Annotated in this window: 16 protein-coding genes and 1 pseudogene; 10 read left to right on the top strand and 7 right to left on the bottom strand. The window is 66.0% G+C overall.

The genetic code is table 11. The annotated features are described in order from the left end of the window. Positions 1 to 52: 52 nt before the first annotated feature. Complete coding sequence (locus MPARV_RS0105830) at positions 53 to 1,345, bottom strand: HNH endonuclease signature motif containing protein (protein WP_020377583.1); 1,293 nt, start codon at positions 1,343 to 1,345, stop codon at positions 53 to 55. Positions 1,346 to 1,551: 206 nt separating this feature from the next. Between MPARV_RS0105830 and MPARV_RS0105820 the strand changes: the two genes are divergently transcribed. Together MPARV_RS0105820 and MPARV_RS0105815 are read left to right on the top strand one after the other, a co-directional pair. Next, a complete protein-coding gene (locus MPARV_RS0105820) occupies positions 1,552 to 2,424 on the top strand; it encodes an alpha/beta fold hydrolase (RefSeq protein WP_012224131.1) in 873 nt (290 codons plus the stop codon). Further along, positions 2,421 to 3,857: a wax ester/triacylglycerol synthase family O-acyltransferase gene (locus MPARV_RS0105815; protein WP_020377581.1), complete on the top strand. Its 1,437-nt coding sequence runs from the start codon at positions 2,421 to 2,423 to the stop codon at positions 3,855 to 3,857. Before MPARV_RS0105820 ends, MPARV_RS0105815 begins: the two co-directional genes overlap by 4 nt. Before the next feature lie 73 nt (positions 3,858 to 3,930). Here MPARV_RS0105815 and MPARV_RS0105805 read toward each other — a convergent pair whose 3' ends face one another. After that, on the bottom strand, positions 3,931 to 5,139 hold the full coding sequence (locus MPARV_RS0105805) for an amidohydrolase family protein (RefSeq protein WP_020377580.1): 1,209 nt from the start codon (positions 5,137 to 5,139) through the stop codon (positions 3,931 to 3,933). Between the two features lie 199 nt (positions 5,140 to 5,338). On the opposite strand from MPARV_RS0105805, the gene hemG reads away from it, so the two are divergent. From hemG to MPARV_RS0105790, 3 genes are read left to right on the top strand one after another with little or no spacing between them, the layout of a single operon-like run. Beyond that, on the top strand, positions 5,339 to 6,733 hold the full coding sequence (gene hemG, locus MPARV_RS0105800; protein ID WP_012224150.1) for a protoporphyrinogen oxidase: 1,395 nt from the start codon (positions 5,339 to 5,341) through the stop codon (positions 6,731 to 6,733). After that, a complete protein-coding gene (locus MPARV_RS0105795; RefSeq protein WP_020377578.1) occupies positions 6,730 to 7,926 on the top strand; it encodes a TIGR04053 family radical SAM/SPASM domain-containing protein in 1,197 nt (398 codons plus the stop codon). The genes hemG and MPARV_RS0105795 overlap by 4 nt, the downstream gene beginning before the upstream one ends. Then, positions 7,919 to 9,028 carry a COX15/CtaA family protein gene (locus MPARV_RS0105790; RefSeq protein WP_020377577.1) on the top strand — a complete coding sequence of 370 codons (1,110 nt, stop codon included), beginning with the start codon at positions 7,919 to 7,921 and terminating at the stop codon, positions 9,026 to 9,028. Before MPARV_RS0105795 ends, MPARV_RS0105790 begins: the two co-directional genes overlap by 8 nt. Positions 9,029 to 9,039: 11 nt before the next feature. Here the strand turns inward: MPARV_RS0105790 and MPARV_RS0105785 are convergent, their stop codons facing one another. From MPARV_RS0105785 to MPARV_RS0105770, 4 genes are all read right to left on the bottom strand, one after another. Then, positions 9,040 to 9,663, bottom strand: a complete 624-nt coding sequence (locus MPARV_RS0105785) for a class I SAM-dependent methyltransferase (protein ID WP_020377576.1) — start codon at positions 9,661 to 9,663, stop codon at positions 9,040 to 9,042. Positions 9,664 to 9,748: 85 nt separating this feature from the next. Beyond that, positions 9,749 to 10,459 (bottom strand): helix-turn-helix transcriptional regulator, encoded by a 711-nt coding sequence (locus MPARV_RS0105780; RefSeq protein ID WP_020377575.1) that lies wholly within the window; start codon positions 10,457 to 10,459, stop codon positions 9,749 to 9,751. A gap of 54 nt (positions 10,460 to 10,513) precedes the next feature. Beyond that, positions 10,514 to 12,868 (bottom strand): lysylphosphatidylglycerol synthase transmembrane domain-containing protein, encoded by a 2,355-nt coding sequence (locus MPARV_RS0105775; protein ID WP_238538818.1) that lies wholly within the window; start codon positions 12,866 to 12,868, stop codon positions 10,514 to 10,516. Positions 12,869 to 13,020: 152 nt separating this feature from the next. Beyond that, a complete protein-coding gene (locus MPARV_RS0105770) occupies positions 13,021 to 15,333 on the bottom strand; it encodes a winged helix-turn-helix domain-containing protein (RefSeq protein ID WP_020377573.1) in 2,313 nt (770 codons plus the stop codon). A 315-nt stretch (positions 15,334 to 15,648) separates the two neighbouring features. Between MPARV_RS0105770 and MPARV_RS0105765 the strand changes: the two genes are divergently transcribed. The 5 genes from MPARV_RS0105765 (at position 15,649) to MPARV_RS0105745 (ending at position 22,078) form a co-directional block, all read left to right on the top strand. Continuing rightward, positions 15,649 to 18,021, top strand: a complete 2,373-nt coding sequence (locus tag MPARV_RS0105765; RefSeq protein WP_031277386.1) for an arylsulfatase — start codon at positions 15,649 to 15,651, stop codon at positions 18,019 to 18,021. Between the two features lie 72 nt (positions 18,022 to 18,093). After that, complete coding sequence (locus MPARV_RS0105760) at positions 18,094 to 18,909, top strand: bestrophin-like domain (protein WP_012224171.1); 816 nt, start codon at positions 18,094 to 18,096, stop codon at positions 18,907 to 18,909. Between the two features lie 51 nt (positions 18,910 to 18,960). Next, positions 18,961 to 19,353 (top strand): SHOCT domain-containing protein, encoded by a 393-nt coding sequence (locus MPARV_RS0105755; RefSeq protein ID WP_012224173.1) that lies wholly within the window; start codon positions 18,961 to 18,963, stop codon positions 19,351 to 19,353. Beyond that, the gene (locus MPARV_RS20880; RefSeq protein ID WP_081582100.1) at positions 19,350 to 20,279 is read left to right on the top strand and encodes a YrhK family protein; all 930 of its coding nucleotides are present in this window, start codon (positions 19,350 to 19,352) and stop codon (positions 20,277 to 20,279) included. Before MPARV_RS0105755 ends, MPARV_RS20880 begins: the two co-directional genes overlap by 4 nt. 77 nt (positions 20,280 to 20,356) lie before the next feature. Beyond that, positions 20,357 to 22,078 (top strand): SulP family inorganic anion transporter, encoded by a 1,722-nt coding sequence (locus MPARV_RS0105745; protein WP_100221268.1) that lies wholly within the window; start codon positions 20,357 to 20,359, stop codon positions 22,076 to 22,078. A gap of 67 nt (positions 22,079 to 22,145) precedes the next feature. Here MPARV_RS0105745 and MPARV_RS26000 read toward each other — a convergent pair. Continuing rightward, a pseudogene (locus MPARV_RS26000) lies at positions 22,146 to 22,463 on the bottom strand (arsenic resistance protein); the annotation flags it as partial. Positions 22,464 to 22,501 lie beyond the last annotated feature (38 nt).

Genomic DNA, 22,501 nt, shown 5'->3' with positions numbered 1-22,501 from the left:
GCTGGTGCGCGTTGATGACATCTTGTTGGCCGGGTTTGCGGCGACTACTGACCTACGCTGCGGCTGGTTTGCTGCGTTGGTGGTGTCGTTGGGATTCGAGGAGGCGACCGGTGGGGGTCCTCCATCGGAACCGGATTTCGTTGGGGTCTCCGGTGTCTTGATCCCGGGTCATGGCCCAGCCGGGCCGGTGGGTGACTCGGTGGTGGTGCCGGCACAACAAAGCGAGGTTTTCGATGTCGGTCGGGCCGTTTGTGTCCCAGTGGTCGGCGTGGTGGGCGTCGCACCAGTGAGCGGGTCGGCCGCAGCCGGGGAAGAGGCAGCCGCCGTCGCGGACCGTGAGGGCCCGGCGTTGATGGCGGTTGGCGCAGCGGAGGGTGCGGCCCATTCGCAGCGGGTCGCCGGAACCAGCCATTTCAAGGGGTCGGATGAGCCCGGCGGCGATGATGAACCGGAGGATCACCGGTGAGAGGTGGTTGCCGTCGTCGTCGGTGAGATCACCGGTCTGATCGTTGAGGATGACCACAATTTCGGGCTCGGGGAGCTTTCCTGTTGCGTCGGGGATGCTAGAAGCGCGGTCGACGAGTTCGCCGAGCGCTTCGGCTGCGGCTTGTGCTCGTGACGGCACTGGAATGTCGCCGTCGGAGGCTTCAGCGTCGGACCGGTAACGGGTCAGAACCCGGTCGGTCTCCCCATCGATCAGCTGTTTGATCGTGAGTGCCAGTTCGCCGACCAGCTGTCCGGAAATGTAGGTGATGCCGCCGGTGGTGGGCACCAGGTGAAGCTGGTTGTTGGTCGGGTCGGTGGCGGGGTCGTAGCCGCCATCCTGGTCGAGACGGTCGGCGATTCCGCGGACTTCTTGGGACCAGCGTTCAAACGTTGCTACCTGGGCGAGGTTGATGATCCCTGGCAGCAACTCGATCATGGCTGCTCGGATGCGGCTGTTGGCGGCCCGATCGAACACCACAACGTGTTGCCATCCAACCACCCCGGCCGCAAGCGCGTCGGCCAATTCGCCGCACCGGTTGTGGAGCCGCTGCGCGGTGCGCATGCGTGAAGATGCGGTGTAGCGGGCCTGTCGGGTTCGGTCGGCGAACCAGACGTTGGGGTGATGTCCGTGCAACACGTCGCACACGTCGGTTTGGGCAATCTCGGCCAGCAACACACTCTCGCGGTGATCCAACCTGCACCGCTGAGCGGCGATCGCCACCAACTCATCTAGCTCCGGGGCACCTTCGGAAGCCCCGACAAGGTCGCCGGAGATGGCCGCCGGCTCACCGTCGCGACCGCTGTCACAGCGGTTGCCGTCGCTGTTCGGTTGGTTGGGGTTTGACTCGCCGGTGGACATGGTTATATCGTACACCTGTTCGATATAAATGTCGATGAATTTTTGGGCTGAGCAGCAGGTAATCGTCCCGTCAAAAGGCTCTGAGTTGATGACGGTCGCTTCGACGATCATGAAGCGCCCCCGGTGAGGTGAGGGTTCTGACCCACCCGGCGCAGAGGGACTCGTTGCTAGGCTGAAATCCCTCGAAATGAATGGCGAGGACGCCCATGACCTACCGAACGTCCAGCTTCGAACACGAGGGCCACCGACTGGTCTACGACGAGTACGGCTCGGGCGACAGCGTCGTGGTGTACCTGCACGGGTTGTTGCTCGACTCCAACCTCAACCGGGGCATCGCCGACGCGCTGGCCGACCGCGGAAACCGGGTGGTGCTTTTGGATCTCCTTGGACACGGTCGCAGCGACAGCCCGGCGCACGCGGCCGAATACCGAATCGACAGTTATGCGGAGCAGGTCATTGGCCTGCTCGATCACCTTGGGGTCGAGCGCGCCGTGCTTGGTGGGCTGTCACTTGGCGCCAACGTCAGCCTCTTTGCTGCGGTCGAGCACCCCGAACGTGTGCAGGGCCTGGTGCTGGAGATGCCCGTGCTGGAGTGGGCGGTGCCTTCAGCCGCGCTTGCCTTCGTGCCCATGTTGCTGGCCGCCCACTATGGGCGGCCGGTGATGCGCGTGACGTCCGCTGCGGTGAGGCGCCTTCCAAAGACCCCATGGGGGCCGGTCAACGCGCTGATGCACGCCGGTTCGCTTCCGCCCGAGGTGATGGCGGCGATCCTGCACGGGGTGCTGGTTGGCCCGGTGGCGCCCAGCCTTGACCAGCGGTCACGCCTCGAAGCGCCCACGCTGGTGCTGGCCCACAGCAACGATCTGATCCACCCGTTCAGCGATGCGGTCAACCTGGTGAACCAGCTGCCCAACGCCCGCCTGGAACGTGCGCGTTCGCCGGTGGAGCTGCGCTTTTCGCCCGCGCGTCTGACCGACTGCGTCGTCGAGTTCATCGATGAGGTGGCGGGGCGAACGGCCGCCAAGCCAAGGCTCACCGTGGCGGGGAGCAATACCTCCAGCGGGGCGGAGGTCTCGTGAGCCACGAGCCTCTCAGCGCCGAGGACGCAACGCTGCTCTTCGTCAGCGATCCGGAGGCTCAACTTCAAATCGGGGCGGTGTGCTTTTTTGAGGCGGCGCCCCTGCGGGATGAGGTCGGCAACCTTCGGCTCGACGCGATTCGGGCTCACGTTGATGCCCGGTTGGACCAGTCGCCCCGATTTCGCAAGCGGCTTGCCTCGATCCCCTTTGATGCCGGTCGCCCCATGTGGCTTGATGACGACCACTTCCACATCGCCCATCATGTGATGGCCTCGACCCTGCCGGAACCGGGGGGTGAGGCCGAGCTGCGTCGCTTCGTCGGCGAGTTGCTTTCGGAGCCACTGGATTGGTCACGGCCGTTGTGGGACGCGTGGTTCGTCGAGGGTGTGGACGACGACCGGGTGGCATTCGTGCTTCGGGTCCACCATGTGTTGGCCGATGGCTTGTCGTTGTTCGACGCTGCGATGTTGCTGATGGACCTTGAACCTCGGGATGATCCCGATGTGGGCGCGCCGTGGAAACCGGAGCCATCCCCCGGGAACGACCGGCTACTGGCCGAGGCACTCATGGCCCGCGCCCGACGTCAGGGTGAGATTGCTGTTGGGGCGGTTCGCTCACTTGCGTCCCTGCTGGATCCCCGACGGGTGCCCGGGGTGGTTCGGTCGGTGGCCGACACCGTGGCCGGCGCCATGCGCGGAGGGGTCGAGACGGCGCCACCAATGCCGCTGAACGGTCGGGTGGGCCCCCACCGAGACGTGCTCTGGGCAGCGATGTCGATGCCCGACCTGATGTCGGTGAAGCGCGCTCACGGCACCACGCTGAACGACGTGGTGCTTACCGTGGTGACCGGCGCCCTTCGGCGACACCTGGGTGATGAGGTCTCGGCCGAATTGGCCGACCAGCCGCCACGCGTGCTGGTGCCGGTGGGGTCGGTGGGCGGGGACGATTCCGGGGCGGGCAACAGTTTCTCGGCACTGGTCGCTGAACTCCCGGTCGCCACGGCTGATCCACTGGAGCGTCTGGCCGAGGTCCATGCAGAGATGGTGCGCCGCAAGCAGGGCGGAGGATCTTCGATGGTCTCGTCGTTGTTCTCGGTGGTGGACGTGGTGCCACCGCTGCTGCTTCGTCGGCTGGGACCACTTGCACTGTCCCGGCAGCCGTTTGCAAACCTTGCGGTCACCAATATTCCAGGCTCGCCGCTACCCATGTACCTCCTGGGTTCCCAGCTGCAGGCAGTCCACCCGTTCATCACCGGCGTTGGAAACATTGCGCTCATCATCGGGGTTTTGTCCTACGGGGAGGAGCTCGGGGTAGGCCTCACGGTCGACCCCGAGGTCATCGATGACCCCGATGGGTTCCTCGCGCATCTTGAGGCGTCTGCTGCGGAACTGGTGGCACAGGCGGCGCCGGCGCGTCGAACCGCCGAGCAGTGACCTGAGCAGCTGGCGGGTGGGGCGAGGATCGCCCTGTGGTGCAGCCTCGTGTTGTCGGCCCTTGCCGATGGGGCTACGGGTTGACCGGTAGGTCGAGGTCGAGCAGCTTGATGGCATTGCCGCGGCACAACAGGTTGACCGTTTCCTGGTCGAGGTGGCCCATCAGCCGCTGTGCGGTGGCTTCTGTCTCCGGCCAGACACTGTCCGAGTGCGGGTAGTCGGTCTCGAACAGGATGCGCTGGGGGGTGATCTTGTTGAGCGCCTCGGAGGTCAACCCAAACTCATCCTCGAAGAAGCACGCATAGATCTGCCGGTGGAAATAGGTGCTCGGCGGTTCGGGCACGCTGTCGCCCACGTCGCCCCACGCCCGGTTTGCCTCCCAGACGTGGTCGGTGCGCTCGAGGATGTAGGGAATCCAGCCGATCTGGCCCTCGGAGTAGGCGAGTTGGAGTTCGGGGAAGCGAACGAGCACGCCCGACAACATGAAGTCCACCATGGACGACATGGCGTTGCCGAACGTCAACGCCGAGGCCACGAGCGCCGGTGCGTCGGGGGACGTGGAAGGCATTTTCGACGACGAGCCGATGTGCATGTGGATGGACACGCCGTGCTCGGCGCATGCGGCGAAGAACGGATCCCAGTATTCGGTGTGGATTGACGGTAGGCCCAGGTAGGCGGGAATTTCGGAGAAGGTGACGGCTCGTACGCCCCGCCGCACGTTGCGAAGCAACTCGGTGGCCGCCAACTCGGGGTCCCAGAGCGGAACGATGGCCAACGGCATCAGCCGCCCGTTGGAATCGGCACACCATTCCTCGATCATCCAGTTGTTGTAGGCCTCGATGCAGGCGAGCCCCAGGTCTTTGTCCTTGGTCTCGGAGAAGGTTTGGCCGCAGAACCGCGGGAAGCTGGAGGGGAAACACAGTTGTGCCTCGATATGGCCCTGGTCCATGTCGGCGAGCCGGGCGGTGGGGTCATAACAACCCGTCCGCATCTCCTCGTAGGTCGTTGGGGTCACCGTGATGTCGGCGCGGTCGTAGCCCACCGCTGACTCCACCCTGGTTCGTGGAATCAGGAGGTCTTCGAACCGCCACCAATCGCACGGCACACCATCGTCGCCGGGCTCGGCGGTGAACTTTCCCCCTACGTAACCCATGTGGGCGCACGGGATGCGCTCGACCCTCGGTGCACGGCCGCGGAACTCCGGGGCGATGTAGTTCTCCCACAGGTGGGGTGGCTCGATGACGTGGTCATCGACCGAGACGATCCGGGGGATTACAACCATGGGTGGCTCCGCTTCCTGGTGGTCGATGGTTCATCGAAAAGTAGAACACGTTCTAGTTACGCGCAAGACCGGATGCTGGAGCGTGCTGTGCCCACTGGCACCGCGTCCGGGTGATGGCAGCGCCGCCGGTGCCCGGTAGCTTGCGAATTGGGCACGACGGCAGTCGGTCCGGCGCAGAATCCGGGAGGTTTCCCTCGGTATGGTGCAAGCTTCTCTGGCAGTGATCGGTGGGGGTGTCACCGGGTTGGTGGCTGCTCGCAGGCTGGCCGGTGCCGGGCATGACGTCACCTTGTTCGAGGCCGGTGCTCGGCTTGGTGGGCAGGTGCGCACGGTGGAGATGCTGGGGCAGCCGGTGGACGTCGGCGCCGAGTCGCTGCACCTGGCCGGACCCAACGCACAACTGCTTGACGAACTGGGGCTCACCGACCAACTGATCACCGCCGACTCCAGTTTCGCCTGGATCTGGGACGGCGCCCGTCGACGCCGATTGCCGGCAGGCATGGGCCCGGCCGGCCCCACCCGCATGTGGCCTATCGTCCGCTCCGGGGCGCTTTCGCCCCTCGGCATGGCCCGTGCCGGCTTGGAACCGCTGCTGCCCGCGACCCGGGAGCAGCGAACTGGCGCCCAAGGCGATGTATCCGTCGGTTCGTTCATTGGTCGACGTTTTGGCGCCGAGGTGACCGACCGTTTGGTGGACCCGGTCCTCGGCAGCCTGCACGCCGGCGACGTGCACCGGCTCAGCATGCGGGCCGCCACCCCGATGCTGGCGGCGAAGGCCGCCCGCCACCGCTCGCTGCTGCTGGGCTCGGTCCGCTCCGCTCACCCGGCCCCGTCCTTCGTGACGTTTGCGAATGGGCTGGCGACGCTGATCGACCACATCCTCGCTGGGACCAACGTGCGGGTGCGCCTCTCGTCCCCGGTCGAGACCATCGCCCGCTCGGGGCGCCGCTTTCGGCTGGTGGAAACCGGCGCCGACGGAAGCGAGTTCGATGGTGTGGTCGTGGCGCTGCCGGCTGCGCCGGCGCTGGGCCTGATGCAACCGCTGCTGGGCGTGGACGCAGCGCCGCTCGGCACGCTGCGAACCGCATCGGTCGCGACCGCTGTGGTGGCATGGGACGCCGCATCGGCGGCGTCGTGCGATCCCCTGCGCGCCACCGGGATACTTACCCCTGCCAAGGCCCGCACGCTGATGAAGGCGGCCACGTTTCTGTCCACGAAGTGGCCGCATCTTCGTCACCCCGACCATGTGCTGTTCAGGCTCTCTGCGGGACGGGTGGGGGAGCAACGTGTTGCAGCGCTGACCGACGGGCAACTGGTCGACCAGATGGTGGACGAGCTTCAGCGGGCCACCGGGCTGACGGGTTCGCCGCTTCAGGCGCAGGTGTACCGATGGCCCGGAGCCATCCCACAGCTGGAGGTGGGGCACCTGGAGAAGCTGGCCAACGTGCGGGCGGGGCTCGCACGGCTGCCCGGTCTTGCGCTGGCCGGTGCCGCCTACGACGGCCTGGGCATCTCCAGTTGCATCGCTTCGGGCCACCGCAGCGCCGAGGCATTGATCGACGAACTTGTTCTCAACGAGGAGGCACAACCATGACCACAACGTCGCAGACGGCCCCGGGCACCCGCAGCGCGGTGCGAACCTTGACCTTGGACCCCTCCGATCGACCCTTTATCGTCATCTGGGAGGTCACGCGGGCCTGCGCGCTGGCCTGTGCACACTGTCGGGCCGATGCCATCACTCGGCGCAACTCCCTCGAGTTGAGTACCGATGAGGGCAAGGCACTGCTCGACGACCTTGCCGGGCTGGGCGCTCCCCGCCCCATCGTGGTGCTCACCGGAGGTGACCCGTTTGAGCGCGACGATCTGGTCGAGCTGGTGCGACATGGGCATGACCTTGGCCTCCCGATGGCGCTGTCACCGTCGGTGACGCCGCGTTTGACCAGCGAGGCATTGATCGAATTGCGTGAGGCGGGGGCGTCGGCGGTGTCGCTCTCGCTCGACGGTGCCACGCCCGCCACCCACGACGCATTCCGAGGGTTTGACGGCGTACATGCTGACACGATCGAGGCGGCAGCCAACGTGCGCGCCGCCGGGTTCCGACTGCAGATCAACACCACCGTCACCCGGGACAATGCCCAGGAGCTTCCAGCATTGCTCGACACGATGATGGCCCTTGGCGCCTCGTTGTGGAGCGTGTTCTTTCTGGTGCCGACCGGCCGCGGCGAGCAGTTGGTGGCCCTCGACGCCCGAGGGGTCGAGGACGTCTTGATGTGGCTTGCGTCGGTCGCGGACCGGGTGCCGGTCAAGACCACGGAAGCACCCCACTTCAGACGGGTGATGCTGCAACGAGCCGAGGCCGGTGGCGATCCGCCCGGGTATGAACCTGGGCCGGTCGGGCGCGCCCTGCGAGCAGCGACCGTTCCGCCCGCAGCGGCTGCATCAGACGGCGCTTCCACGCCGCGCACCGGCGCGGGGCCTCGACGTCCGCCGTTGGATGTCAACGCCGGCCGTGGGTTTGCGTTTGTCGATCACCTCGGCGTCGTCTATCCCAGCGGCTTCCTGCCCCGAGCGGCGGGATCGGTGCGCAAGGCGCCGTTCACCGAGATTTACCGGCGCTCCGAGTTGTTGGCGTCCCTTCGCGATCCGGCCCGGTTGGGCGGAAAGTGCGGTCGTTGTGAATACCGGGAGGTCTGTGGCGGTTCCCGCTCGCACGCCTACGCGGTGACGGGCGACCCGCTGGCCGAGGACCCCACCTGCTTCTACGAACCGGTTGGACGTGATGGGTGAGCAGATGCTCGATGTGGTCGCCGCTGCCGACCGGGAGCACGCCCCCACCGAGGTGGAAGGGCCATCACCACCGAGCCGTGCCCGGCCCGCACAACTGAGCATCTGGCTGTTTGGGCTCGCAGCGATCGTGTTGGTGATGATCGTGGTGGGAGGCACCACCCGGCTGACGCAGTCCGGCCTGTCGATGGTGAGTTGGGAGCCGGTCAGCGGTGCCGTGCCGCCCCTTGATGAGGCTGCATGGAACGACGAGTTCGACGCCTATAAAACCTCGCCCGAGTTCCAGCGCATCAACACCGACATGACCCTGTCCGAATTCAAGGGCATCTACTTCTGGGAATACCTCCATCGCCTCCTGGGGCGGGTTTTGGGCCTGGCGCTGGCACTCCCCTTTTTCTGGTTCCTGGCCAGGCGTGCCATCCCGCCCGGCTATGCGCGCCGTCTCGGTGCATTGGTGCTGCTGGTGGGTCTGCAGGGCCTGATCGGCTGGTGGATGGTGGCCAGCGGATTGGTGGACCGTCCCGATGTGGCCCACGAGCGGCTGGCGCTACACCTGATGACCGCCCTGGTGCTGCTGGTGGCGCTCATCTGGACCGCCCTCGACCTTCGGGCGCTCGCATCGCACCGTAGTGCCGTCACGGGTCGGCCGTCCCGCTGGGTGTGGCCGTTTGCCGTGTTGCTCGGCTCCCAGATCACCTTGGGTGCATTTGTCGCCGGGCTGGACGCAGGACGCATCTACAACACCTGGCCCATGATGAACGGCACCTGGATACCGCGCGGGCTCAACGAGTTGTCACCGGTGTGGTCGAACGCCGTGGACAATCCCGTGGCGGTGCAGTTTCTACATCGCTGGCTGGCCGTCGTCGTCGCTGTGGCCGCGCTGGCGGTGGCCGCCCAGCTGTTTCGTGCAGGGGCCCGGGGTTACGCGATTGCGGTCGAGGCGGCCGTTGGGGCGCAGTTTCTGCTGGGCGTCCTCACCCTGTTGCACTCGGTCCCGGTGGCGCTTGGCGTGGCACATCAGACGGGCGCGGTGGTGCTCCTGGTGGTCACGGTTGCGGCGGCACACTGGTCCTTGGGGGGCGCCCGACGATTGGTGACGCCTTGAACCCGGGTTGGTCAGGTGCGTTCGGCTGTCAGCGCGACCCACGTAAATGGCTGAATGGCCTCGCTCGGCGTCACGTGCTCGAACCGGCCGGACCCGTTCACCGTGAAGCCGGGTCCGATCTCTGCAACGAGCCGGTCGGCGCTGTAGCGTTCCACCGGCAGCGACGAGCAGGTGGTGGGGCCGTCCTCGGCGAACGTGGCGACGATCACGGCGCCTCCCGGGCTGAGGGATCGGTGCAGCAGTTCGCGGTAGGTGCGGCGTTCATCAGGGTCAACGAGGAAGTGGAACACGGCGCGGTCGTGCCAGACATTCCAACATCGAGCAGGTGACCAGGCAAGGAGGTCGGCTCGAATCCAGGTGACCTCCTCGGGGCGCTCGACACCCTGCTTCGCGGTATCGAGCGCCTGGGCGGAGACGTCCAGCACGGTCAGGTCGGTGTAACCACCCTGCTGAAGCCTGGCTGTGAGCGATGATGCGCCGCCGCCGAGATCGATGATGGAGTCCCCCGGGGTGGCCCCAACGAGTTCGATGAGATCGAGCGACAGTTGTGGCTCGGCCTCGAACCAGCTTGCGGTGGTTCCACCCGTGGCGAGGTATCGATCGTCCCAGTGTGATTGCCGCCGGTGTTGGCTCATGTGGTGCTCCCGTCGCCTCCGAGACGATCATTATACCCTAGGGGGTATAGGGTAGCCCACCGCGGAATTCCCTGAGCGGCACGCTTCAGGTTCGGTACAGCCGCACGCAACAGGCGTTGGGGTCTGGCTGGAGCCTGGCTTGAAGGTCGCCGGCGTCGAGTTCGGTGAGCGCGGTGTCGATCAGGCAGTGGTTCATGCCGCAGATGAGTTCGGTCTGCTGTTGGGCCAAGGCATGAAAGGGGCAGTTGCTCAGTTCGATGGTGCCGTCTTCGTGCTCGTCGGGCTCGAAGCCCTGCTCGGAAAGCACTTCGATGGTGGCTCTGTGGGCGCTCTCAGCGGTTTGTCGTCCGCCCATGCGTTGCTTCATGTCGCGGCCCAGGCGACGCCCGGCTTCTTTGGTGACGGTATCGATCGCGACCTCCACCGCGATGCCATTTGATTGTGCGAGCGCCACGGCGTCGGCGAGGAGTGCTCCGGCGAGTTGATAGTCCCTTGGGGGGAGTGTCACCTGGATGTCGTACGTGGCGCGTCGGTACACCTTTGCGGGTCGACCGGCGCCGGGCCCGGAGCGTCCGCTCAGCCGTTGAAAGTCGACCTCAAGGAGACCGTCTGCGGCAAGGCGGTCGAGGTGGTGGGCGGTTACCCCGCGTTGCAGCTCGGTGGCGTCGGCAGCCTGGTCACGGCCGACCCAGTCACCGGCTGCAACGACGTAGTCGTACAACGCCCGCCGGTTGGGTTCGCCCAAGGCGCTGACCGCGGCCAGCGAATCCTGGGTTGAAGGATCTCGGTTGCTCACCCGATCAAGATATCTAAAATCAAGACCGAGTTGCAGTAGAGGGAGGTGCAGTGCCTACAGAAAACTGTTGCGTTGTAGCCATCGCATGGCCATCCAGCCCCACAACGGTGGCAGGTAATAGGTCGTCGCTCGGAACAACAAGGCGGTCGCCATTGCGGTCGACGCATCGATACCGGTGGCGGCCAGGCCTGTTGCCAGCGCCGCCTCCATCACCCCGATGCCGCCTGGAACCGGCATGAATCCGCCGAAGAGCGCTGCGCCGATGGAGATCACCAGCAGCGTCGCCAGGTTCGCCGATGCCCCAAACGCACCCAGCGAGAGGCCGAGTGCTGCAGCCAGGATGAGTTCGCTGAGGAGGTTGCCGCCAAACAGCTGTGCGAGCTTTGCCGGCGATTGGAGCGAGCTGAGCGTCAAACGAGCGTCGGCCACGACGGGCCGGACGCGATCTGCGATGCGGGTGCGGAGCTGTGGCACCGCAACGGCAACCACGACCGCCACAACGATGCAAACCGCCACCACCCCGAGGGCAATGGGGATCCAACCCAGCTTGGAGGAGCCCGAGATGTCGAGCGTGAGGTCCACCTGGCCGACGCCCACGACCAGGGTCAGCAGCAACACGGTGATCTGGACGAGAAATCCGCTGAACCCGTCGATCGCCCCCACCGACAGCGCAGTCGGCGCGGTCATGCCTTGGCGCTGAAAGAACCGCACGTTTAACGCAAGGCGCCCCGCGGTCGAAGGGACCGCCAAGGCGATGAACGCCACGGATGCCTGCAGCATGGTCAACGGTCCGAGGGAGACCTCCTTTGGTGAGGCCCCCCTGATCGCGATCGCCTGGGGGACGTACACGAGTTGGGCGACGCACAGGGTGGCGAATGCCCAGCCGGGCGACATGTCGGCGAGCAGGTCGGCGAGCTCGGCCAGATCGATGTTGCCGAAGGTGCTGATGAGGGAGAAGGCGACGAAGGCGATGAGCCCTACCATTGCGATCGACTTGGGCGACACCCGTCGGAGCTTGGCGGACTCGGGCGGCTCCACTTCGGCAGCGCCGGCCAACGCCGTTCGGAATTGTCCCAGATCGATATCGGCGGTCTTGATGCTTCTCCGTGACTCCCGGCTGAGCGCCGGGACCTGCAGGTATGGCAGAACCGCCTCGATGCCCGCCGGTCCAAGCTGCTCGGTGACGATGCCCACTGCTGCGTCGACCCCGACCAGCGCCGCGGTGATGCAGCTCAGCTGGGCCAGGTCGGTGGTGCGCTCGTCGTCGCTGATCGACATCGTGGCGGGCGCCAGCTCGGCCAAAACGACCGTGCCGTCGACGGAACCAAACGAATCAAGACTCAAATCGCCATGGACGATGCGGGCGTTGTGGAGTTGGTGGATCAACTCCCAGAGCTGCGGAACGACCTGTGTGGCATCAAGGGACACGAGGTTGGTCAACGGGCGCCCGGCCCCCCGCAGGGCAATGATGGCGTCCCTCTGCACGGTCATACCTGCGGCAACCACGTCTGGGACCCCCGCTTCCGAGGCTGCGGCGAGCAGGGTGATAAAGGCCTCGTGCTCAACCTGTCGTTCGCGGCTGCCCGAGAAGGACGTGTCGTTGCTGTACCAGGCTCGGCGCCACATGGCATTGAGCAACTGGGCGTCCCGCGCGTCCCGCCCGTACACCTTGACCCGCATCGGCTCGCGGTCCGCCCCGATGCCGTTCATCTCCACGATTCCCGAGGATTGGCGTGGTGAACTGGTGAGTGCGGTGACCTCCAGCCCGAGTGCCCGTAGCGCGGCCGTTGCTTCCTCGACGGTGGGACGGCCGGTCGATGTCCCGAGGCCAAGGTGGGCCGATGCCGCCGCAGCGACGCCCAGAAGCACGCTGATCAACCCGCCGGCCGGTGTGGTGAGGCCGAGGAGGACGGCGGATGCGGCGCCAACGAAGACGCTCCACCGACCACCGATGCGCGCAGGTTTGGTGGAGTGAGGTCCCGCCGCTGAGGACAGCGATGCGGCGACCGCCAGCAGTGCGAGAGGGACCGCGCCGTGGGCGCCGCCGGTGACGATCTGGTCGACGCTGGGCCAGCTGCGGTTGACCCGCAGCGACGCGATCATTGCAAAGCCAAGGCCAACGATCATGCTCAGTCCGATCTCGACCAACACCCCCCATCGGCGAAGCAACGCAGCACCGATGAGCACCGTCACCACCCACAGCCCAAGTCCGGCGATCCCGAGGCGCCAGATGATGTCCAGCCCCCGCGGGACCGCAGCGACGAACGCGGAAACCGCACGCTCGAATCCGGACTCCGGCACGGCGATCAGCCCCAACAAGAGGGTGGGCGCCAGCGTGAAGAGCAGGAGCGCCAGGTCTGAGGCCGAGCGTTCCCGTGCCCCGCCCGCCTTAGCGGAATACAACCGCATTGAGGCGCGTGTGTTGCGCCGTGGCACCGCCATTGGCTTCGGGCGTCTGCCGTTGCGGTTCGGGATGCCACCCCGCAGGTGCGGCATCGCTGATCTGAGCCACGAGCCTCCCCCGCCGGGAGCGCGCGGTGACCAGACGATTTGGCCCGTTGCTACCGTTTGGTCTGAACACGCTGCCCTCCTTGTGGTGGGCCTGAAACCAACCGTGAGTTCAGCGCTGCGGCGTGGGTGGCAGCGGGACGTTCCTGAATCAGTCCGGCGCTTCGGGCCAGCAGCACCGCATTGCTTCTCGACGTGGCGCCGAGCTTTCGGTAGATGGCGGCCGCGTGGCTTTTCACGGTGTTGCGCGACACGAATAGCCGGGTTGCGATTTCGGCGAGGCTGAGGTTGGTCGGCAGGAATTGGACGACCCGCAGTTCGGCCGCGGTCAACGACCAAGACCGCCCCGACAGCAGCCGGGTGGCTGCCTGCGCCTGATGGCGAAGCTCGCCGGTCCGGGCCGCAAACGGGGTGGTGTCGTCTTGGATCGCCATGCTCAGATCAAGCTGTCGGAGCAGATCCCCCGCAGTTTGGGCATCGTCGAGCAGCAGGCAGGTGCGGATGAGCGTGACGAGTCCGAGGATCCGGTACCACGGGGCGCAGCTCTCGAGCATGTCGAGGCGCCGGCGGCTGGCCAACAGGTGTTCGGATGCCAGTTGATGACGCCCGCGTCGCGCTTCGATGAGCGAGGCGATCGCCATGGTGAGCCCCGTTGCCGGATACGTTTCGCCGCGCCTGGTGTCGAGGAGTCGAAGCGCACGTGTGCAGAGCCCGGCGGCCTCATCCTGGCGGCCTTCGAGATCGAGCACGATCGCCAAGGCCGCGGCGGCACCGGCGTTCATGATCGACCAGTCGCCGACCTCGTTCTCGAACAGCGCCTCGTTCAGGGTGTCGATCGCGCCCGCATCGCCGGAGAGGTATCGGTTGACGCCCAGTGCAAGGCCTGCGAATGCTCGCCATGGGCCGCCGGGGAGGAGGGCGAAGGCATGGGCACCCACCGAGATGAGATCAGCAGCTGGACGTGGTTCGAGTGCAGCCTGAAGTGCCTCCGCCTGCAGGACGAACTGGTCACCCAACCGAACCGCCGCGTCGTCAGCGCGGTCAACCTCACGCCAGGCCAAACGTGACCAGTTCAGCGCCGCCTCGCCATCGCCGACGTCGATGGCGATCACCGCCGCGACGATGCACATGTGAGGCGATGCGCGAATCCTGTCGGCGCCGAGGTGGGTGAGCCAACGCTGCACCGTGGTGTGCATACCGCGCACTGCGTAGAGCGGGGTGTGGGTGGCGATCAGCTGCTCGCACAGTTCAAGATGCTCGCCGGCCACAGCGTATTCGATTGCAAGATCGACATCGCCTCGTTGCTCCCACCAGCGGGCGGCGGTCTCGTGGATCTTGCTCCACAGGGCGAGGTCCTGGCTTCGGAGCCGGACGCAGAGCCAGCGCTGGAGGAGCGGATGGAGCCGATACCATTCCCCTCGTTGATCCATTGCGAAGAGCACCAACTGTTCGCGGCACAGTCGGTGCAGCGTCGACGACGCATCTGCGAGGCCAAGAATGGCTGCGCATGACTCGCCAGAGAAGCGTCCGAGGCACCCGAGACACATCAGGAGCCGTTGATCGTCGGCATCCAGGGCCCCGAACCACTCTTCGGTGATGTACCCGGTGATGTGATCGAGGCTCCCCAGCTGATCGAGCGGGCTGTCCAAGCCGTGACGTCCGTTTGAGACGGCCATGCCGGCCAGACGAAGTCCGGCAGGCCAACCTTCGAACTGGTCGGCGAGGTCGGTGAGGTCGTCGATGTTCGACTCGACGCCCATCGACTTCAGCATCTGTTCGGTTTCGGCCAGGTCGAACGCCAACGCGTCGGCACCCACATCGATCACGCCTGGATCGAGTCGAAAGCGGGCGACGGACGCGGACCGGTGATGGGCCCGCCCCACGATGACCAGCGTCGACGCCGGAGGGAGGTGCTCGATGAGTGAATTGAGGAGCGTGAGCGATGCCTCTCCCTCAAGATGATGGATGTCGTCAAGAACCAGGACGAACGGGTTGGTGCACCCTCCGAGAAGACGCGCTGTGTCGTGGCCTGCCGGCGCGTTGGGCCCGGTCGGGTCCAGGTCGGTCGGGTCCAGGTCGGACAACGCCTGGTTGAGGGAATGGCCAAACACCAGGGGGTCGTTGTCGATGGGTTCGAGGTCGATCCAACGGACGACGCGCTCGTCGTGCTGAGCCCATCGTGCGACGAGGGTGGACTTCCCGTAACCGCCTGGGGCCAGGACGCGAACGACTCCACCGGTTGCGGCCCGATACTGATCGTCGAGGCGGGTCCGTTCGATGATCTCCGACCCGGACGTGGGTGTGAGGAGTCGCGTGGGCGGCCCGGTAAAGCGGGCTGGATCGCGAACGGCAACCAGGTCAATCACAGCTCAATACTCTCACCTCTTGGCGGACGCTCCGCGTCGGAAGGCCGGGCCCGCCATGATGAGTAGTTGGCTGGACGGCCAGCGGCCCTGCTCGTATCCATGGGTGCGCCAATATATCGCCGCTTCGATCGGTGTCTCGTCAACATTGGGAAGCGGGCCGCCTCCGGCTTCACCCACACCTGGGCCAGTGGGGGTCGGATCAGAATCGTACGGAGTGGGTGATGCTGGTCGGTATCCGGTCCTACTAACTTCAGAACCTCGTTGTGTATCGGGACGATCCACCTTCCCGACCGGACCTGAATTTGGAGATTTGCCATGGCGAATAGACCCGACACGCATGCCCGCTCGATGCTGCCGATCCCGGACCGCCCCAAGTTTGGGCACACCACCTATGACGCCAAGGACCCGGAAACGAACTTTCCGCCGATCGAGCCGTTGCTGCCACCCGAAGGTGCGCCCAACGTCCTGATCGTGTTGCTCGACGACGTCGGGTTTGGCGCGTCCACCGCCTTCGGTGGGCCGTGCGCCACCCCGAACGCCGAGAAGCTGGCCGCCGGTGGCCTGAGCTACAACCGCTTTCACACAACCGCACTGTGTGCGCCGACCCGCGCCGCGATGCTCAGCGGCCGCAACCACCATTCCGTCGCGATGGGCTCGATCACCGAAACCGCCACCTCTGCGCCGGGCAACAGTTCGGTGCGGCCCAACACCAAGGCGCCGCTGGCGATGACGTTGAAGCTCAACGGCTACTCGACCGCCCAGTTCGGCAAATGCCACGAGGTGCCGGTGTGGCAGTCCTCGCCGCTCGGTCCCTTCGACGCCTGGCCGTCCGCCGGCGGTGGGTTCGAGACGTTCTACGGCTTCATCGGCGGCGAGAACAACCAGTGGGACCCCGCGCTGTACAACGGCACCACCCCGGTTGAGCCACCGGCGACACCCGAGGAGGGCTACCACCTCACCGAGGATCTGGCCGACCACGCGGTCAACTGGATCCGCCAGCAGAAGTCCCTGATGCCGGACCGCCCGTTCTTTGCCTACTTCGCCCCCGGCGCCACCCACGCCCCCCACCACGTGCCCGAGGAGTGGCCCGAGAAGTACGCCGGGCAGTTCGACGACGGTTGGGACGCGCTGCGGGAGGCGACCTTTGCCCGCCAGAAGGACCTCGGGATCATCCCGGCCGATGCCCAGCTCACCCCCCGTCCCGACGAGATCACCAGCTGGGATGACATGCCCGAGGAGATGAAGCCGATCCTCGCCCGCCAGATGGAGGTGTACGCCGGCTTCCTCGAGCACACCGACCATCACGTCGGCCGGGTGATCGATGCGATCGATGAGCTTGGGGTGCTCGACAACACGATCATCTACTACATCGTCGGCGACAACGGCGCCTCGGCCGAGGGCACGATGAACGGTGCCTTCAACGAGATGGCCAACTTCAACGGCATGGCGGCGCTCGAGACGCCCGAGTTTCTGGCGTCGAAGATGGACGAGTTCGGGACGCCCAGCGCCTACAACCATTACTCGGTCGGCTGGGCATGGGCGATGTGCACGCCGTTCCAGTGGACCAAGCAGGTGGCCTCGCACTGGGGTGGCACCCGCAACGGCACCATCGTCCACTGGCCCGACGGCATCGAGGAGAAGGGCGGGCTGCGCACCCAGTTCACGCACTGCATCGACGTGGCCCCCACCATTCTCGAGGCCGCCGGGCTTCCCGAACCGACGATGGTCAACGGCGTGCAGCAGAGCCCGATCGAGGGCACGAGCATGCTCTACACCTTCAACGAGGAGGCCTCGCCGGAACGCCACGACCTCCAGTACTTCGAGATGTTCGGCAACCGGGGGATCTACGACCAGGGCTGGAGCGCCGTCACCAAGCACAAGACGCCGTGGATCATGGTTGGCGGCGACATGCCGGCGTTCGACGACGACGTGTGGGAGCTGTACGACTCCACGTCCGACTACAGCCAGGCCGTCGACCTGAGCAAGGAACACCCAGAGCTGCTCGCCAAGCTGCAGCGGAAGTGGCTCATCGAGGCGACGAAGTTCAACGTGTTGCCGATGGACGACCGCACCGCCGAGCGGCTCGAGCCCAAGATGGCCGGTCGGCCGACGCTGGTGCATGGTGACACCCAGAAGTTCTACCCGGGCATGGGGCGACTCTCCGAGAACAGCGTGGTCAGCATCAAGAACAAGTCGTTTTCGGTCACCGCCGAGGTCGACGTGCCCGCCGCCGGGATCGACGGCGTGATCATCGCCCAGGGCGGACGGTTCGGTGGCTGGGCGGTGTATGCCAAGGACGGCCTGCTGAAGTTCGTCTACAACGTGCTCGGCATCGAGGAGTTCATCGCCACCTCCGACAGCGCGGTCCCCGAGGGAACCCACCAGGTTCGTGCGGAGTTCGCCTACGACGGTGGCGGCCTCGGCAAGGGCGGCGACGTCACCCTGTACTGCGACGGCGACGCCATCGGCACATTTCGGATCGGCGGCACCCAGCCGATGGTCTTCTCGGCCGACGAGACCACCGACATCGGCTACGAGTCGGGCACTCCGGTGGGGTCGGAATATGACCTGGTGAGCAGCAAGTTCTCCGGAAAGATCCACTGGGTGCAGATCGACCTGGGGTCGGACACCCACGACCACCTCATCGATCCGGAGGATCGCCATCGCATAGCGATGGCTCAGCAATAGGTGAGAGCCAGCGCGTCGACCCCCTGGCCGGCCGATCGCCGGCCTGGGGGTTGACCCTGATAAGGAGTAGCGATGACCCCCTTTCAAACCAACCTGCTGTATCTGCTCGTCGCCGGGCTTGTCGTCGGTGGGCTGGGCTTTGCGGTCCGGCGGGTCTTTCCGCGTGTCGAGAACGTCGAAGCGGGACCGTGGGCCGCAACGCTGTCCTACGTCTCGACTGCGTTCGGCGTGGTCGTCGGTTTTTCAATCCTGTTCCTGTTCGGGCAGTTCGCCGCAGCACGCTCCGCCGTCGGGGACGAGGCGACGTCGATCGGCACTGCATTCGAGGAGGCCAAACTCTTTCCCGGCGCTTCGGAGGGCATTCAGGGTGCGCTGATCTGTTACGCGCGCAGCGTGTCGGAATATGACTGGCCTTCGATGCGGGACGACGGTGTTGGGGCGGCGCAGGTCGACCAGACGTTCAGCGATCTCGTCGCGTCGCTGGGCCAAGGCGACACAGCGACCACGGGTGCCCTCAACTCGGCCGCCGCAACCAACATGGCCTCGCAGGTCGGCAGCATCTCGACCGCCCGGGAAACCAGGCTGGTGGCGGCGGAGACCACGGTGCCGACCATGCTCTGGTTGCTGCTGTTCGTCGGCGCAGCGTTCGTCGTGGTGCTGATCTTCATGGTGACCCTGTCGGCCACCCCGGCAACCCAATCGTTGCTCGTCGGTTCGTCGGCGATCTTCACAGCGGTCCTGATCCTGCTGGTGGTCTCGCTGAGCCGGCCCTACTCGGGCGGCGGCGGGTCGGTTACGCCCAGGCTGATCGAGCAGACGACGACCTTCATGGAGAGTTCGGCGCCCCAGGTCGCAGCCCAGTCGTGCCCAGCCGCATCGGCTGACTGATCACCCGATCGGGGTGATGACCAGGTCGTAGCTCGGGCTCAGTATGGAACCATGTTTGCCTACGATTATCCCCTTCTTTCCATCTTCTGGACACTGCTCTGGATCTACCTCATCTTCGCTTGGTTCATGTTGCTGTTCAGTGTCGTCGCCGACATCTTCCGCAACCATGAGATGCGAGGCTTCTCCAAGGCGATCTGGCTGGTCGTCGTCATCCTGATCCCGTTCCTCGGGGTGTTGATCTACGTCCTGGCCCACGGAGACGAGATGAGCCAGCGGAGGCTCGCCGAGGCTCAGGCCCAGGATGCGGCAGCGCGCGCGTACGTGAAAGATGCGGCCGGCACCACCAGCCATGCCGACCAGATCAGCCAACTGGCCGCCCTCCGTGACCAAGGCACGATCAGCGAAGCCGAGTTTGCTGCGGGCAAGGCTAAAATCCTTGCATGATCGGGCGGCCGGACCAGGGAAGTGGCTTGGCCACTGCCCCTGAAGACCGGCCGGAACGTGCCAAGTGGGGTTTGCCGCACCTTCCCGACGGTTGGGCGGTGGTCGACACCAGGCACGCCGGGCCGTTTATTACCAGGGCGCACTTGCGGCGGCCCGATGGGCGCCTGGTGGAGTGGCGCTCTCGGGCCCACCGCAAGCGTCTCGGTCTTGGCGGGGATGAGGCTTCCACAGGCCGTCGCGCTCGGCGGCCGTCGCCGTCGTGTTGGTGGATGGCCGGGCTGTTCGCGGGTGGTTCGATCTGCTTTGCGTTTGGATCGATACCGCTGTTTTTCAATGCGGTCGCCTCCTCGGTCGTGTCCGCCACCTTTTTCGGCGGCTCGGTGCTCTTCACCACCGCCTCGATCATCCAGTACGACGAGAGCCGGGCAGCGCCATCCAGCATCGGGGCGGGCGCCACGAAGCGTCCACTCCGCCAACGACTACTTGGCGCTTCCCCCGGCGACCTGGGCTGGTGGGCTGCCGCCATCCAGCTCGGTGGAACGTTGTTCTTTAACCTCAGTACGTTCGCCGCCACACAGAGCAACCAAGACCTCGAGCAGGCCCGCCGCCTGATCTGGGCTCCGGACCTTTTGGGTTCGGCGTGCTTTCTGGTGGCTTCCTGGCTGGCCTTCCTCGAGGCGAACGCGGGGGCCCGACCACGCCCGGACGGCTCGGTCGGATGGCGGATCGCTGCGATCAACCTGGGGGGCTCGGTGGCATTCGGTGTCTCGGCGATCGCAGCGCGCTATCTGACGTCTGGGCAACCTGCCAACATTGCGCTCGTCAACCTCGGCACCTGTCTCGGAGCAGTCTGCTTTCTGATCGGAGCGATCCTGCTCCCGCTGGAGGCGGCCAAGGGAGCGCCGGTAGCGACACCGTCGACTTGATGGCTGTCGATGGTTAGCTTCGTGGATATGGGCACTGACGTCGTTCCTCGCCGGTACCAATCGATGTGGGTCGGCTGATGACCGAGGGCGGGCGGCCCGCGCCTCGTCTGGCGGTGAAGCGGTGGTGGTCGTCGATTCGGCCGTCCGACCGTGGTGCGCTGCGAACCGACGCCGTCGCCGGACTGCCGGTTGCGATCGGCGGCGTGCCCGACGGTATGGCCGCCAGCGTGCTCGCTGGTGTGAACCCGGTGCATGGGCTGTACGCCAGCCTCGTCGCTCCGATTGCCGGGGGGATGACCAGCAGCACGCGGCTGATGGTGGTCACCACCACGAGTGCAGCGGCGTTGGCGGCGGGGTCGAGCTTGGCACCGGTTGACCCGACGAAGCGCACCGAAGCGCTGTTTCTTCTGACGCTCCTGGCAGGGGCGATCATGGTCGCCGCGGGCCTCCTCCGGCTCGGTCGCTACACCCGCTTTGTCTCCCACTCGGTGATGACCGGGTTTCTCACCGGCGTTGCCGTCAACATTCTCTTTTCCCAGCTCAACTACCTCACCGGCGTGCCCTCCGAGGGGGGCGTGGCGCTTCGCCGGGCCATCCACGTCGTCACCCATCCCGGCCTGTTCGACTGGCCCACGCTGGTGACCGGGCTGGTGGCCATCGCCATCCTGCTCGCACTCCGCCGGGGCCCGGTGGCGTCGTATGCGTCGATCGTGGCCCTGGCTGTGCCGACGATCGCGCTTCAGATCCTCGGCACAGCAGGCGTGGTGCGCGTCGGCGACGTCGGCGAAATCCCGGCGGGTTTGCCGTTGCCGCACCTCCCATCGTTGAGCGCGTTCTCGCTCGACGTGGTGGCCGGCGCCTTTGCGGTGGCCGCAATCGTTCTGGTGCAGGGAGCGGGGGTGAGCGAGTCGGCACCCAACCCCGACGGCACAGCGGCCGATCCGAATCGAGATTTCATCGCACAGGGCGCCGGCAACCTGGCCGCCGGACTCTACCGGGGGCAGCCCGTCGGTGGCTCCGTCGGCCAGACCGCCCTCAACCGCAGCGCAGGCGCCGTCGGAAGGTGGGCGTCCGTGGCGGCCGGCGTGTGGATGCTGATCATCTTGGCGCTGTTCTCCAGCCTGGTGAAGGTCGTGCCGATGACGACCCTGGCAGCGGTCCTCATCGTGGCTGCGTACGGTGCGCTTCGTTGGGGGCGTGTCATCACGGTGTGGCAGGCCGGTCCCAGCTCGCAGATCGCCCTGGTCAGTACCTTTGTGGCCACCCTGTGGCTTCCGATCGCGGCCGCGGTGGGTATTGGCGTGACGCTCTCGTTGCTCCTTCAGCTCAACACCGAACTGATGGACCTCAAGGTGGTGCGTCTGGTGCCATTGGAGGACGGCCACTTTGAAGAGGCTGCGGTGCCCGGCCACCTCGAAAGCCGTGGTGTGGTGCTGCTCGACGTGTACGGCTCCATGTTGTACGCCGGTTCACGAACGATCGAGAGGCACCTGCCCGATCCCACCGGGGCGGACACCCCGGTGGTCATTGTGCGCCTGCGAGGTCGGTCCACCTTCGGATCGACCGCGCTCGTGGTGGTGGCGGGCTACGCGGATCGTGTTGCCGCTGCCGGCGGTCATCTGTTTTTGAGCGGCGTCAGCGGCCCCGTGTTGGCGACCTTGGAACGCTCGGGTCGGATCGACCTCAAAAACAAGGTCACGGTATTCGAGGCCGACGCCATTGTCGGACATTCCTCCGAAGCGGCCTACCGTGCCGGCGAAGCGTGGCTCGACGAACATGCTGAGGACGAAGAATCATGACCAACCAGTCAGGCCAATCCTGGTGTGGTCCTTCGAAACAACCGTTGGCGTCCGGCCCCGCACCCGCTCATGGCTGCGCTCGGGTATCCAGGGCGACGAGCACCGGCACCTCGATGAGCGGCCCGATCGTGCCGGCCAGGGCCTGTCCGCTGGTGACCCCAAACCACTGAGATGGCCACCGCGAAGGCCAATTCGAAGTTGTGGCCGGCTGCGGTAAAGGCGACTGACGCATTGCGGTCGTAGGGGAGACCCAGGCGGAAACCGGTGACGAATGATGTGAACACATAACGCCGAAGTAGATGAGCAGTGGAACGGCCACCCGGGCCACGTCGAGCGGGCGGTCGGTGATTTGTTCACCCTGAAGTGCAAACAGAACCGAGACCGTGTCGACCTTGATGCGGTCGCCAATCGGTGAGCTCGGGC

Origin of the sequence: Candidatus Microthrix parvicella Bio17-1, assembly GCF_000299415.1 — a bacterium.
In the GTDB taxonomy this organism is placed as follows: domain Bacteria; phylum Actinomycetota; class Acidimicrobiia; order Acidimicrobiales; family Microtrichaceae; genus Microthrix; species Microthrix parvicella.
The sequence above is the reverse complement of the archived record's forward strand: the minus strand, read 5'-3'. Positions and strand labels throughout refer to the sequence as shown.

Coding starts and splice junctions, on each gene's coding strand:
- MPARV_RS0105765 (WP_031277386.1), top strand. CDS start 15,649: ATGGCGAATAGACCCGACACGCATGCCCGCTCGATGCTGCCGATCCCG.
- MPARV_RS0105755 (WP_012224173.1), top strand. CDS start 18,961: ATGTTTGCCTACGATTATCCCCTTCTTTCCATCTTCTGGACACTGCTC.
- hemG (WP_012224150.1), top strand. CDS start 5,339: ATGGTGCAAGCTTCTCTGGCAGTGATCGGTGGGGGTGTCACCGGGTTG.
- MPARV_RS0105830 (WP_020377583.1), bottom strand. CDS start 1,345: ATGTCCACCGGCGAGTCAAACCCCAACCAACCGAACAGCGACGGCAAC.
- MPARV_RS0105805 (WP_020377580.1), bottom strand. CDS start 5,139: ATGGTTGTAATCCCCCGGATCGTCTCGGTCGATGACCACGTCATCGAG.
- MPARV_RS0105820 (WP_012224131.1), top strand. CDS start 1,552: ATGACCTACCGAACGTCCAGCTTCGAACACGAGGGCCACCGACTGGTC.
- MPARV_RS0105760 (WP_012224171.1), top strand. CDS start 18,094: ATGACCCCCTTTCAAACCAACCTGCTGTATCTGCTCGTCGCCGGGCTT.
- MPARV_RS0105790 (WP_020377577.1), top strand. CDS start 7,919: ATGGGTGAGCAGATGCTCGATGTGGTCGCCGCTGCCGACCGGGAGCAC.
- MPARV_RS0105775 (WP_238538818.1), bottom strand. CDS start 12,868: ATGCGGTTGTATTCCGCTAAGGCGGGCGGGGCACGGGAACGCTCGGCC.
- MPARV_RS0105785 (WP_020377576.1), bottom strand. CDS start 9,663: ATGAGCCAACACCGGCGGCAATCACACTGGGACGATCGATACCTCGCC.
- MPARV_RS20880 (WP_081582100.1), top strand. CDS start 19,350: ATGATCGGGCGGCCGGACCAGGGAAGTGGCTTGGCCACTGCCCCTGAA.
- MPARV_RS0105745 (WP_100221268.1), top strand. CDS start 20,357: ATGACCGAGGGCGGGCGGCCCGCGCCTCGTCTGGCGGTGAAGCGGTGG.
- MPARV_RS0105795 (WP_020377578.1), top strand. CDS start 6,730: ATGACCACAACGTCGCAGACGGCCCCGGGCACCCGCAGCGCGGTGCGA.